Source organism: Bradyrhizobium sp., from assembly GCF_036735945.1.
Classification (GTDB): Bacteria; Pseudomonadota; Alphaproteobacteria; order Rhizobiales; family Xanthobacteraceae; genus Bradyrhizobium.
This window is the reverse complement of record NZ_DAINNI010000118.1, coordinates 2,090-14,778: the sequence shown is the minus strand read 5'-3', so window position 1 is coordinate 14,778 and position 12,689 is coordinate 2,090. Positions and strand designations below refer to the sequence as shown.

14 protein-coding genes are annotated in these 12,689 nt (G+C 64.1%); 5 read left to right on the top strand and 9 right to left on the bottom strand.

Going from position 1 to position 12,689, the window contains the following annotated elements; translation table 11 throughout:
- The 9 genes from V7E26_RS24730 to pqqA all read right to left on the bottom strand — a co-directional run.
- Positions 1–981 (bottom strand): FAD-dependent oxidoreductase (locus tag V7E26_RS24730; protein WP_324421387.1); only part of this gene is annotated, 981 nt, incomplete at its 3' end.
- A 283-nt stretch (positions 982–1,264) separates the two neighbouring features.
- Complete coding sequence (gene chrA / locus V7E26_RS24725) at positions 1,265–2,464, bottom strand: chromate efflux transporter (RefSeq protein WP_324421385.1); 1,200 nt, start codon at positions 2,462–2,464, stop codon at positions 1,265–1,267.
- A 288-nt stretch (positions 2,465–2,752) separates the two neighbouring features.
- Positions 2,753–3,415 carry a hypothetical protein gene (locus tag V7E26_RS24720; RefSeq protein ID WP_324421383.1) on the bottom strand — a complete coding sequence of 221 codons (663 nt, stop codon included), beginning with the start codon at positions 3,413–3,415 and terminating at the stop codon, positions 2,753–2,755.
- 11 nt (positions 3,416–3,426) lie between these two features.
- Positions 3,427–4,413, bottom strand: coding sequence for a prolyl aminopeptidase (gene pip / locus V7E26_RS24715; RefSeq protein ID WP_324421381.1), 987 nt, complete (start codon positions 4,411–4,413; stop codon positions 3,427–3,429).
- Positions 4,403–5,614, bottom strand: coding sequence for a pyrroloquinoline quinone biosynthesis protein PqqE (gene pqqE / locus V7E26_RS24710; protein ID WP_324421379.1), 1,212 nt, complete (start codon positions 5,612–5,614; stop codon positions 4,403–4,405). Before pqqE ends, pip begins: the two co-directional genes overlap by 11 nt.
- Positions 5,611–5,922: a pyrroloquinoline quinone biosynthesis peptide chaperone PqqD gene (gene pqqD, locus V7E26_RS24705; protein ID WP_324421377.1), complete on the bottom strand. Its 312-nt coding sequence runs from the start codon at positions 5,920–5,922 to the stop codon at positions 5,611–5,613. The genes pqqE and pqqD overlap by 4 nt, the downstream gene beginning before the upstream one ends.
- A gap of 50 nt (positions 5,923–5,972) precedes the next feature.
- Positions 5,973–6,728 carry a pyrroloquinoline-quinone synthase PqqC gene (gene pqqC / locus V7E26_RS24700; protein WP_324421419.1) on the bottom strand — a complete coding sequence of 252 codons (756 nt, stop codon included), beginning with the start codon at positions 6,726–6,728 and terminating at the stop codon, positions 5,973–5,975.
- A gap of 20 nt (positions 6,729–6,748) precedes the next feature.
- Entirely contained in the window at positions 6,749–7,678 is a 930-nt protein-coding gene (pqqB, locus tag V7E26_RS24695) for a pyrroloquinoline quinone biosynthesis protein PqqB (RefSeq protein ID WP_324421375.1), read from the bottom strand.
- A gap of 157 nt (positions 7,679–7,835) precedes the next feature.
- The gene (pqqA, locus tag V7E26_RS24690; RefSeq protein ID WP_035635412.1) at positions 7,836–7,916 is read right to left on the bottom strand and encodes a pyrroloquinoline quinone precursor peptide PqqA; all 81 of its coding nucleotides are present in this window, start codon (positions 7,914–7,916) and stop codon (positions 7,836–7,838) included.
- Between the two features lie 308 nt (positions 7,917–8,224).
- Here pqqA and V7E26_RS24685 point away from each other — a divergent pair, with 308 nt between their 5' ends.
- The 5 genes from V7E26_RS24685 to V7E26_RS24665 all read left to right on the top strand — a co-directional run bounded on the left by V7E26_RS24685 (position 8,225) and on the right by V7E26_RS24665 (position 12,600).
- Complete coding sequence (locus V7E26_RS24685) at positions 8,225–8,482, top strand: DUF6894 family protein (protein ID WP_324421391.1); 258 nt, start codon at positions 8,225–8,227, stop codon at positions 8,480–8,482.
- A gap of 172 nt (positions 8,483–8,654) precedes the next feature.
- Complete coding sequence (locus V7E26_RS24680) at positions 8,655–9,959, top strand: PQQ-dependent sugar dehydrogenase (RefSeq protein ID WP_324421374.1); 1,305 nt, start codon at positions 8,655–8,657, stop codon at positions 9,957–9,959.
- A 127-nt stretch (positions 9,960–10,086) separates the two neighbouring features.
- On the top strand, positions 10,087–10,653 hold the full coding sequence (locus V7E26_RS24675) for a c-type cytochrome (RefSeq protein WP_324421372.1): 567 nt from the start codon (positions 10,087–10,089) through the stop codon (positions 10,651–10,653).
- Between the two features lie 120 nt (positions 10,654–10,773).
- The gene (locus V7E26_RS24670; RefSeq protein ID WP_324421370.1) at positions 10,774–12,165 is read left to right on the top strand and encodes an amidase family protein; all 1,392 of its coding nucleotides are present in this window, start codon (positions 10,774–10,776) and stop codon (positions 12,163–12,165) included.
- Between the two features lie 12 nt (positions 12,166–12,177).
- Positions 12,178–12,600 (top strand): glutathione peroxidase, encoded by a 423-nt coding sequence (locus V7E26_RS24665; RefSeq protein WP_324421368.1) that lies wholly within the window; start codon positions 12,178–12,180, stop codon positions 12,598–12,600.
- The last annotated feature ends 89 nt before the right edge of the window (positions 12,601–12,689 follow it).

The following is a 12,689-nucleotide window of genomic DNA, read 5'->3' as shown; positions in this document are numbered from 1 at the left end:
GTTGCGGCGGCCCTTGGCGTCGTATTCGGCCTTCACCTTCTGGAAGGTGACGCCGATCAGCTTGCCGGCCACGTGCTTGAAGGCGACCGGGACCATGAAATTGAGGATCGGAATGTCCTCGTGAAGGGCGTCTTCCTTTTCCCAGGGGCTCGCCTTCATCTCCTCGAAACCGGAGCGGACGACCACCTTGACGTCCTCGCCGCCGAGGCGGCGCGCGGTGCGGCAGCAATCCATCGCGGTGTTGCCGCCGCCGAGCACGATCACGCGGCGGCCGATCTTCTCGACATGGCCGAACGAAACCGACGCCAGCCATTCGATGCCGATATGGATGTTGGCGGCGGCCTCCTTGCGGCCGGGGACATCAAGCTCGCGGCCGCGCGGTGCGCCGGAACCAACGAAGATCGCGTCGTAATTCTCGCCTAGCAGCTTCTTCAGGCTGTCGATGCGCTGGCCGCCCCTGAACTCGACGCCGAGGCCAAGGATGTAACCTGTCTCCTCGTCGATCACGGAATCGGGCAGGCGGAATTTCGGAATCTGGCTCCGCATCATGCCGCCCGCCTTCGGATCGGAATCGAACACGGTGCAGTGATAGCCGAGCGGCGCAAGGTCGCGCGCCACCGCAAGCGAGGCGGGACCGCCGCCGACCAGCGCGATGCGCTTGCCGTTCTTCGCGGCCGGCCGCGGCATGCGATGCTTGACGTCGTCCTTGAAGTCGGCCGCGACGCGCTTCAGGCGGCAGATCGCGACCGGATTTTCCTCGACGCGGCCGCGTCGGCATGCCGGCTCGCATGGACGATCGCAGGTGCGTCCCAGGATTCCGGGAAACACATTCGATTTCCAGTTGATCATGTAGGCGTCGCTATAACGCCCCTCGGCAATCAGACGGATATATTCGGGAACTGGCGTGTGTGCGGGGCAGGCCCATTGGCAATCGACCACCTTGTGAAAGTAGTCCGGCGCCGAGATATCAGTCGGTTTCATTCCTACCTTGCCCGCGCCGACAACCGCAACGCGGCCCTGTTTTGCCTTGCGAACGCTTAGGTAGCGTTCTTGTGGTTTTTGAATAGGATCATAGACTTATCTTATTAGAGCCATTCCATATCGGGCACAAAGGCAATTTTGCGCGATCTCCCGCTTTCAATTGCATGGGGGCGTGATTTAGCGTCGCAGCGTTAATTGCGGCGGTGCAGTATGTGCAGTGCACATCGATGCACAAAAATGGTGAGCGCATCACATGGATTTGCACGCAGGTGAGGCGAGCTGCTCAGATCAATCGCAGCATTGCGCCAGTTGCCGCGAGCAGGACGACGACGATCCAGGGCGGCAGTTTCCAGACCGTCAGCAGCAGGAAACCTGCCAGCGCCACTGCGAAATCGCGCGGGCTGAGCACCGCGCTGGTCCACACCGGATTGTAGAGCGCGGCGCCGAGAATGCCGACGACGGCGGCATTGGTGCCGCGCATGGCGGCCTGCGCGGCTGGCCGCAGGCGTAGCGCGTCCCAGAACGGCAGCATGCCGTAGACCAGCAGCAGCCCCGGCAGCGACAACGCGACGAGCGCGATCGCAGCACCGGCGAGACCGTTGGGAGCAGGCCCGGAAACGGCGCCGAGATAGGCGGCGAAGGTGAAGAGCGGACCCGGCACCGCCTGCGCCATGCCATAACCGGCGAGGAAATCGGCATTGCTGACCCAGCCGGGCGTGACGACCTCCGCCTGCAGCAGCGGCAGCACGACATGACCGCCGCCGAACACCAGCGCGCCGGAACGATAGAAGGCGTCGAACAGCGCAAGTCCCTGGGAGCCGGTTCGGGCCGCGACCAGCGGCGTGACCAGAAACAGAACCGCGAACAGCACCAGCGCCACCATGCCGTGCCGACGCGACACCGAAAAGCCGAGTTGGCCGGTCGCGGTGGGGCCATTTCCGCGGCACAGCCAGAGCCCGGCCACGGCGCCGAGGGCGATGGCGCCGATCTGGCCGAACGATCCGCCGATGAAAACCACGATTGCGACGGCGGCGAGCGCAATCGCAGCCCGTTCACGGTCCGGCGTCAGGCTCCTGGTCATGCCCCAGATCGCCTGCGCGACCACCGCGACCGCGACCAGCTTGAGCCCATGGAGCACGCCGTCGGCGAGCGGGCCGCTGAAGGCCGTCGCCCCGAGGGCGAAGGCAAACAGGATGATCGCCGACGGCATGGTGAAGGCAGACCACGCCACCAGCCCGCCCAAGAAGCCGTTGCCGCGCAAAATGCCGAGCGTGAAGCCGACCTGGCTGGACGCCGGCCCCGGCAGGAACTGGCACAGCGCAACGATATCGGCATAGCTGCTTTCGCTCAGCCATTTCCGCCGCTCGACGAACTCGGTCCTGAAGTAGCCGAGATGCGCGATCGGGCCGCCGAACGAGGTGAGGCCCAGTTTGAGGAAGGCAGTGAAAATCTCGGCGACAGGGTTCGCGGATTTGTCCGCCATGTAGTTCGGCTCCATTGATTGATCCGAGAGACAGCATTAGCGACGTAATCAAAAGCGCTGTGAACAACTTCGGCGGAAGTTCTCATCCGCGCCGTCAAGCCATCGGCTGTTACGAGAGGAAGATTGGAGGGCGCCTGGCGCAAGCACTAATCGTGCGTATCAGCTCCGAACCGAGCGGCACTTGCCAGAACGCAAATGTCGGCCACCGCAGTACCCCACACCACGTTAACAGCACCTTCACCGGGTTTCTACGGGGCGATGTTGCCGGTTCGCGTTCAGGAGCGACGCCTAGCCGATATCGCCCTTCGCCAGATCCCACATCAGGCGGTAGGTCCCGCTCGAGACGATCAGCGGTTTCAGGGCGGTGTTGCCGGAAATACGCTGCATGGCCGCGCGCAACGCGGAGACGTCAGTCGCATCAACAAGCACGAACCAGTCGCCGGCACCCGGATTGGGCGCGGACGGATCGTCCGTGATCGGCTTCGACAGCGCCGGATCGCTCTCGATCAGGTGCAGGGAGATGATGCCGTCGAGCTTTTCGGGATCGAACTGCTCAGCCAGTGCGGCGCGCAGTCTGTCCTCGCCGCCGGCCGGACGCAGCCTGACGATGCCGAGTGCGGCGCCACGGCCGGTGCCGCGGCTGATCGTGATGCGCGCCACCGCCCGGATCATGTTCTGGAAGCGGGCGATATTGGCTTTCGACCATGCGGTCTGGTTTGCCAGCGCGGTGCGATAGGCCGGGCTGTCCAGCACCTCGAACGTTTCGGTGGAATAGAGGCTGAGGTATTTCGGATTGCCGTCGTGGGCGACATAGCGGCGGGCTTCGAGGAAGCCGTCGATCGCGACGCGCTCCTCAAGATGCTCGCGGTCGTACCAGCGATTGAACTCGGCTTCATGCGCCGCATCGATGTTCATCGAGGTCAGCAGCATGCCTTTTCCGGCCATCGGCATGTTCTTGTTTCCTATTTCTCGATCCTGGATGCCAGGTCCGCGATCGCCTTCATCACGGCGTTGCGGACGCCCGGGTCGTACAGACTGTGGCCGGCGCCCTCGACGAAGCGGATTTCGGCCTCGCGCCACGCGGCCGCGAGCGCGTGCGAGATCGCGGGCGGACACAGCAGGTCGTAGCGGCCCTGCACGACAATGCCGGGGATGCCGGCGAGCCTGCCTGCTTCATTCAGCAACTGGTTCGGCCGCATGAAGCTGTCATGGGAAAAGTAGTGCGCTTCCATGAAAGGTGTCGCCGGCACGGCCCGCGACGAATTGAGCGCCGTCAGGTCCAGGCGCGTACGGTTTGGCGTGTGTTCGGAAAGAATGCGCTCGGTCTCGCCCCAGGCGCGCGCGGCCGGAATATTCACGTCGGGATTGGCATCGAGGATCCGGCGAAAGTAGGACCGGATCGGCTGCGCGCGTTCGTCTTCCGGCAGCACGCTGACGAAGTCGTTATAGAGGCCGGGATAAAGCCTTGGCAGCGTGCCCAGAAATCCGGTCTCGATTTCCTGCATCGTGCCGAGAAAGGTGGCGCGCAGCACGAGGCCGCTGACGCGCGCGGGATGGGCCTGTGCATAGGCAAGCGCCAGCGTCGCGCCCCAGGAGCCGCCGACGACCATCCAGCGTTCGAAGCCGAACCTCTGGCGGATCATTTCCATGTCCGCGATCAGATGGGGCAGGGTGTTGGCTTGCCGGCTGCCCTTGGGGCGGCTGCGGCCGGCGCCGCGCTGGTCGAACAGCACGGCGTGAAAGCGCTCGGGATCGAACAGACGGCGGTGGTCCGCCTGGCAGCCGCTGCCGGGCCCGCCATGCAGATAGATCGCGGGAATGCCGCCGAGGCGGCCGACGCTCTCGACATGGATGTCGTGGCCGTCGCCGACCGCCAGCTGCTCCGAGGTCAGCGGCGCAAACGGATCGTCGCGCTTGATGGATTTGCCGGCGTCGGCATCAGGCGCCATGCTCGCCTTCCGTCTCCAGCGTGCCGCCGGCGAAATTGCGGTAGAGGAAACGGTCCTCGTGCGCGGCGGCCTCGCGTTCGGCGGTCTTGAAGATATCTTCATGCCGCGGCGACAGCGTGCAGGCCGGGTCGGTATTGCCGGCGTCGCCGGTCAGGGCAAAAGCCTGGCAGCGGCAGCCGCCGAAATCGACCTCGCGGAATTCGCAGCTCTTGCATGGCTCGGGCATCCAGCCGGTGCCGCGGTAGCGGTTGAAGGCCGCGGAATTCTGCCAGATCCAGGCGATCGAATGGTTCGAGCGCACGGATTCGAATTCGAGCCCGGTGATGCTCTCGGCGGCATGGCAGGGCAGCACCTTGCCGGCGGGCGAGATGTTGAAGAACTGCCGGCCCCAGCCGCCCATGCACTTCTTCGGCCGCAGCGCGTAATAATCCGGCACCACGTAGTCGATGGCGAGAATGCCCTTCAGGCGCGTCACGGCTTCCTCGACGATGCGGCTGGTCTCCTCGATCTGTTCGAGGGTTGGCATCAGGGCGGCGCGGTTCTTCAGGGCCCAGCCGTAATACTGCACGTTGGCGACCTCGAGCCGGTCGGCGTCGAGGTCGACCGCCATCTGGATGATGTCGGGAAGCTGATGCAGGTTCTGGCGGTGCATCACCGCGTTCACCGTCAGCGGCAGGTCGAGTTCGCGCGTCCATTTAGCGACTTCAAGCTTTTTCTCATGCGCGTTTTTCAGCCCGGCGACGCGATCGGCCACGCCGGGCTCATTGCCCTGAAAACTGATCTGCACATGGCACAGCCCGGCATCGGCGAGAGCCGAAAGCCGTTCCTTTGTCAGCAGTACCGCCGATGTGATGAGATTGCTGTACAGCCCGACATCGCTCGCGTGCTGCACCAGTTCCACCAGGTCCTTGCGCGCGGTGGGCTCGCCGCCGGAGAAATGGATCTGCAGCACGCCGATTTCGGCGAGCTCGCTCAGCACCTTCTTCCATTCTTCCGTGGTCAATTCGCTGCTGCCGCGGTCGAGCTCGACCGGGTTGGAGCAATAGGGGCATTGCAGCGGGCAGCGATGCGTCAGCTCGGCGAGCACGGCTAAGGGGATGCCGAACGTCTCCGCGGTCGAGCGCTGCGATTCGAGCACGGCGAGCCCGTCGCTGGGTGCTGCGGCGCCGGTCGTCTTGCTATCGGTGAGAATGTCGCTCATGACGTCTTCTCGCGCGCTTCAGTCAGAAAGCCCTTGTCGGCGAGATCCTGCAGCATCCCGATCACGTCGGTCAAAATCGCTTCGCGCGGCGCGGCGTACTTCGCCGCAAGCTGGTCGGCCATCTCGCCGACGCTGCGCTCCCCGTCGCAAAGCTGCAGCACCTCGACCGCGATCTCGTCCGGCGCCAGCACGCGCTCCGGCGCCAGGATCACCCAGACCTGCCGCGTCTCATCGAATTTCAGCTTGGCGTGCCGCGGCAATTTCGGCCGGCTCGCCTCGCTGACACTGATGTTGCGGCTCAACGCCATTGTTAGTCCCCTTGGCTAGTTCCTTGGATTTGGCTAGTTCCTTTTGATGGCTAATCCCCTTTGGGCACGAACGCGCCCGGCGGAATGTGGCCGTCGACATAGGCATGATACAGCGCGTCGAGCTGAACCCATAGCACATTGGTCTTGAAGATCAGCGCGTTGGCGACTGCCTCGCGCTTCGCCGGCGTCTTTGCGTGCCTCTTGACATAGTCCAGCGCGAATCCCGCGTCGCGCGGCGCCTGGGTCAGGCGGCGGCTGAAATAGCTCATGATGTCAGGATTGACGAAGTTGTAATGCTGCAACATCCCGGAGATGCGCTCCTCATGCAGGTTCGGCGCAAACAGCTCCGTGAGCGAGGAGGCGATCGCCTCCAGCGGCGTGCGATCACGGCAGAAATGCACATAGGCCTCCACCGCAAACCGCGTGGCGGGGAGAATGCCTTCGGTCGATTCCACATAGGCGGTGTCGAGCCCGAGACCCTCGGTCAGTTTCAGCCAGCGTTCGATGCCGCCTTCGCTGCCGATATCGCCGTCATGGTCCTCGATGCGGTGCCGCCATTCGACCCTGGTGGCGCGGTCGCGGAAGCGCGAGATCACCATCGCGTCCTTGAGCGGGATCGTGCTCTGGTAGAAATAGCGGTTCAGCGCCCAGGCCTGCACCTGGCCCCTGTTGAGCTTGCCGCCATGCAGCAGGCGGTGAAACGGGTGCAGATTGTGGTAACGCGTCGCGCCGATGTGGCGGAGCATCGCCTCGAGTTCCTCGGCATTGTTGAGCGTAACGCCCTTGCCGATCGACAATGCGGTCATCCCGCCGGTAGGCACGACATTCACAGCGTAATCTCCATTCCATCGGCTGGAATCCGCCAGCCGGCCTGTTCCAGCGCCTGTCGCTCGTCCGAGCCGGAGAGCAGGGCAGGGTTGGAGTTGTTGATATGCAGGAACATCTTGCGGCCGACGTCGAGGCCGGCAAGGCTTTCGATCGCCCCGTGTTCTCCCGACATCGCAATATGGCCCATGCTCTGTCCCGTCTTGGTGCCGAGGCCCTGCGCGATCAGTTCGTCGTCGCGCCACACCGTGCCGTCGAAGAAGACCAGCGCGGCGCCCGAAAGCCGCGACTTGAGGTCGTCGGTCATTCGCGCGCAGGCGGCCAGGAAATAGAAATACCTGCCGCTCGTCTTGTCCAGGACGCGAAGCCCAAGCGTATCGCCCGCGGCATCACCGCCTTCCGGATGCGCCTTGCCTTCGAGGTACCATGCGCCCTTGCCGGGCACCGCGAAGGGGAGGATTTCGATGCCGGAGGGCGAGCCGTCGGGCAAAGCGGGCTCGAACGCGACATCCACCGCGATCGGGCACCGCTCTACATCTTGTTCGCCCAGCACATTGAAGATGCTGTTGGATCGCAAAATCGCAAGTACCCGCTCATGCGCATAGAGCGTAAAGGGCGAGCCCTCGCGCATCGACAGTAGTCCCGCGACCGCATCGACTTCGCCATTGGTCAGGATCACGCCGGCGATCGGGCTGTGACGTAGCCGGCCGGCCCCGGGATAAAGCTGCGGCGTCGAAATGAGCTGCTGACGGAGGTCGGGGGAGGCGTTGACGAGGTACCAGTGCTCGTTGTCGGCACTGACGGCAATCGATGCCTGGGTGCTCCGCACTTCCGGATTTTCGCTTCGCGCTTTCCGGCACACCGGACATCCGCAGTTCCACTGCGGAACACCGCCGCCCGCCGCGGCGCCCAGGACGACGACGCGAAGCATGATCCGTCCCCCGGTAACTCTTAGAACCAAACGAAACAAACCCGGGTGCCAAGCCCGGGAAAACGACACGAGGTGGACTCCTGGCGAAGCGCCTTCCCGTTCGGGAAAGCATCGACCCGGCGGTCCACCTGCGTGAAAAGTGAAGTTGCGCTACCGCTTACTTGCGGGTGGCGCACATATACATGTTGATTTCCATGCCGACCGACACTTCGACGATCTTCGGTGCTTTCCAGGCCATCTGGTTCTCCCTTTTGCTACCGGACGAATTCCGCCCTCGCGAGCTAAGGTAGCGCGGATCGAAAAGTTCGCCAGTGAAATCTTTTGCCTGGAACCTGCATTTGTTTATGCTGCATCGCACAGGGCCTCACGGAGTTGTGCGGAGAACGGCGGTCAAAACAACGTGGGACCAACGCTTTCGCGGTTGTTCCTGCCATCGCGAATGACAATTCTGGGCAGAAGGGACGGAGCGCCGCAGGCTCCAAATGAGTGTGTCAATCAGTCTGGCCTCCGGTCGTGGAGGCCTCAACCGGAGCCATGTTTGAGCCGATGCCGCGATATTATTTCAACACCCGTATCGGCGACGAGCTGATTTCCGATCCCGATGGTGAAGTCCTCCGCGATCCGGACCGCGCCTGGGAAATGGCTCGCGCCATGATCCGCGAGCTGCTCAAGACCGATGGCGCCGAGGGAGCATTGCTGAGCGCGACCATCGAGGTGACCGATGACGACGGCGAGATCGTGCTGGAGTTTCCGTTCTCCGAAGCGATCCTCGACGCGCCCGGCGGTCCCATCACAAGACACTGACGGATCCCCGCCGGGCGACTGCTTCCGTCCATGTTGGGTGCAACGTGCGGACGCGCTGTTTTCCGATTGCACACCGGTAGACAAATATGGAGAGTGCCGGCCGGGAAAGCCTCCGGCGCCGGCATCATGTGACCCTGCGCGACGAGAAGGGCTTCCTCCAGGGAGAACGCCCATGCCGAACTTCGTATCCGTGCCGCGCAGCCTGTTGCTATCAGGCGCATTCCTGACTGCCTTTATGCTGAGCGCCGCAGCGCAGCAGGCCGCCGATCCGCCGGCTGCTGCTCCCGCCGCGCCGCCGCCGGCCGCTGCCGCGCCACCGGCTGCCGCGACGCCGCTTCCTCCCGGCTCGCCCCTGATCGGACGTCCCGCGGGCGAGGCTGCGGCCAAGCTCGCGCCGGTCGCGCCACCCCCGATCGCGGCCGCGCCGGACAAGCTGCCGACCGCGAAGCTGAAGGTTCCGGCCGGCTTCAATATCGAGGTCTATGCTGCCGGCATGGCGAACGCCCGCTCGCTCGCGCTCGGCGACAAGGGCACCGTGTTCGTCGGCAGCCGCCTGGTCGACAAGGTCTATGCCATCGTCAACAAGGACGGCAAGCGCGAGGTCAAGGTGCTGGCCTCCGGCCTCTATCGTCCGAACGGCCTCGCCTTCAAGGACGGCACACTCTACATCGCCGAACTTTCCAAGGTCTCCAAGATCGAGAAGGTGGAAGATAACCTGGACAATCCGCCGAAGCCGACGGTGATCTTCGACAAGTTGCCCAAGGACGAGGCCCATGGCTGGAAGTTCATCGGCATCGGTCCCGACAACAAGCTCTACGTTCCGGTCGGTCAGCCCGGCAACAACGTGCTGCACGACGACGAGCACGGCCTGATCCGGCGGATGAACCTCGACGGCTCCGGCGCCGAAGTGATCGCGCGCGGCGTGCGCAATACGGTCGGCTTCGACTGGCATCCGGAGAGCAAGCAGCTCTACTTCACCGACAACGGCCGCGACTGGATGTCGGAAGACGTGCCGGAGGACGAACTCAACCGCATCACCAAGGTCGGCGAGCATTTCGGCGCGCCCTACTGCCTGCAGGGCAACATCGTCGATCCCGAATTCGGCTGGGGCAAGTCCTGCAGCGAGTTCACGGCGCCGGTCGGCCTGTTGGGACCGCATTCCGCGTCGCTCGGCATGCGCTTCTACACCGGCAACATGTTCCCGAAGACCTACAAGAACGTGGCGATCATCGCACGGCACGGCTCCTGGAACCGCTCCAGGAAAGTTGGCGGCGATCTCATGGTCGCCAGGTTCAACAAGGACGGCACCATGAAGTCGCTGGAGCCGTTCCTGACCGGCTTCCTGGACGACAACAAGTACATCGGCCGCCCGGTCGACGTGCTGCAGATGAAGGACGGCTCACTGCTGGTCTCCGACGACTGGAACGGCGCGGTCTACCGCATCACCTATGGCAAGCAGAAGGTGGCGGGGAAGTAGTCGTCTCAGCCGTCATCGTGAGTGACAGTCATTCCGGGATGGTGCGTTAGCACCAGACCCGGAATCTCGAGGTTCCGGGTTCGATGCTTCGCATCGCCCCGGAACGACGAAATGTCGGGAATGGCCGATGCGTAAAACAATTGCGATGCTGGCGTTCGCTTGGGTCGTAGCCTCGGCCAACGCCCAAACCATCGAACAGCGCATCGCGCCATGCCTCGCCTGCCACGGCGAGAAAGGCCAATCCCAGCTCGAGAATACGCCGTCGCTCGGCGGCCAGCAGGCGCCATATGCGCTGATCCAGCTCTTCATGTTCCGCGAGAAGCTGCGCGTCTTCGAGCCAATGAACGGGATGGCGAAGCCGCTGACCGACGACGATCTTCGCCTGTTCTCCGACTTCATCGCCAAGATGCCGAAGCCGGCGCCGCCCGCGGAAGCGGGCGATCCCGCGCGGATGCAACTCGGTCAGGCGCTGGTGCGGCAGCACCGCTGCGACACCTGCCACAATCCGGATCTGTCGGGTAAGGAAAACGTTCCCCGCATTGCCAACCAGCGCGAGGACTACCTCGCCAAGACCCTGGCCGAGTACAAGAGCAACACCCGCCACGGCTACGATGCCAGCATGGCCGACGTGATGGCGCCGATCGCGGCAGAACAGATCGGCGATCTCGCTTATTTCATCGCCCGCATGCGCTAAATCCGGGGCGCTCCCCGCTGGCATGGCGTGGATTTTGATCTAACGCGTTTTCTTGGCGCGAACCGGTTTCCACTTCGCCCGAAAACGCTCTAAAAGGGCGGCAATCGGATGGAGTGTTGCATGCAGGATCTATGGCGCCTGTCGGCCGCGGAAATGGCCTCGCTGATCAAGTCGAAGAAAGTCTCGGCCAAGGAGGCGGCGACCGCCGCCCTGGCGCGGCTCGACGCGGTCAATCCGAAAATCAACGCCGTTGTCGATCACCGGCCGGAGGACGTGCTGGCGCAGGCTGCCGCCGTCGATGCCGCGATCGGGCGCGGCGAGGATGTTGGCCTGCTCGGCGGCGTGCCTGTGACGGTCAAGGTCAATATCGACCAGCAGGGCTATGCCACCACAAACGGCCTGAAGCTGCAGCGCGACGCCATCGCCAAGACCAACAGCCCGGTCATCGACAATCTGCGCAAGGCCGGCGCCGTCATTCTCGGGCGCACCAACTGCCCGGCCTTCTCCTATCGCTGGTTCACGTCCAACCTGATCCATGGCGATACCAAGAACCCGCGCGATCCCGCGATCACCCCGGGCGGCTCGTCCGGCGGCGCCGGCGCCGCAGTCGCCGCCGGCATCGGCCATATCGCGCACGGCACTGATATTGCCGGATCGATCCGCTATCCCGCCTATGCCTGCGGCGTGCATGGCTTGCGGCCAACCATGGGCCGCATCGCGGCATTCAATGCGGCGCTGCCCGAGCGTCCGATCGGGCCGCAGATCAGCGCCGTCTCGGGTCCGCTCGCCCGCACCATCGGCGACATCAGGATCGCGCTGGCCGCGATGTCGGCAAAGGATTATCGCGATCCCTGGTGGGTGCCGGCGCCGCTCGAGGGACCGCCGATGCCGAAGCGCGTCGCGATGTGCCTCAACCCTGACGGCCTCGATCCCGTGCCGGAGGTGAAGGCCGCGGTCGCCGACGCCGGCAAGCGGCTGCAGCGCGCGGGCTGGATTGTCGAGGAGATCGCCGACACGCCGCCGCTGCGCGAGGCCGCCGATCTCCAGACCAAGCTCTGGCTCGGCGACGGCTACGAGGCGCAGCTTGAAGCCGCCGAGCGCGAAGGCGATCCCGGCGCGCTGGCCTGCCTGCGCGGCAACCGCGCCAAGGTGCATCCGTTCGACCTGTCGAAGGCGCTGACGCGACGAGCGACGTTGACGCGCGAATGGCTTTCGCTGTTCGAAAACTACGCCGTGCTGCTGATGCCGGTATCGGGCGAATTGCCGTTCCCCGATCAACTCGATCGCAAGGACGAGGCGTCGTTTGCGCGCGTCTGGCATGCGCAATTGCCGCAGATCGCCATTCCCTTCATGGGGCTGCCCGGGCTAACGGTGTCGAGCGGACTGGTCGGGCGTATTCCCGTCGGCGTGCAACTGGTTTCCGGGCGTTATCGCGAGGATCTGTGCCTTGCCGCGGGCGAGGCGATCGAAGCCGGCGGGACGCCGTCGGCGGCGATCGACCCAGTGGGCTGAGCAGAGAGGACCATGCCAGGCGTTTATGATTTCACGGCGCAGTCGCTCGCGGGCGACGACGTCCCGCTGAAGCGGTTCGAGGGGCAGGCGCTCCTGATCGTCAATACCGCGAGCGCTTGCGGATTCACGCCGCAATACAAGGGTCTGGAGCAACTGCATCGTGATTTCGCGCCGCGCGGATTTGCGGTGCTCGGCTTTCCCTGCAACCAGTTCGGCGGGCAGGAGCCGGGCGACGCCAGGCAGATCGCGGAGTTCTGCACGAGCAAGTATGACGTGACGTTTCCGATGTTCGCCAAGATCGAGGTCAACGGTGCCCGGGCGCATCCGTTGTTCAACCATCTGAAGAGCGCGAAATCGGGCTTGTTGGGTCCGTCGATCAAATGGAATTTCACCAAATTCCTGGTCGACCGGATGGGCACGGCGGTGGCGCGTTAAGTGCCGGCCGCCACTCCCGCAGGGATGAGAAGAGATATTCCGGCACTGCTGTGTACGAGTAAGACAAAACGATAAAAGATTGGTAGAGC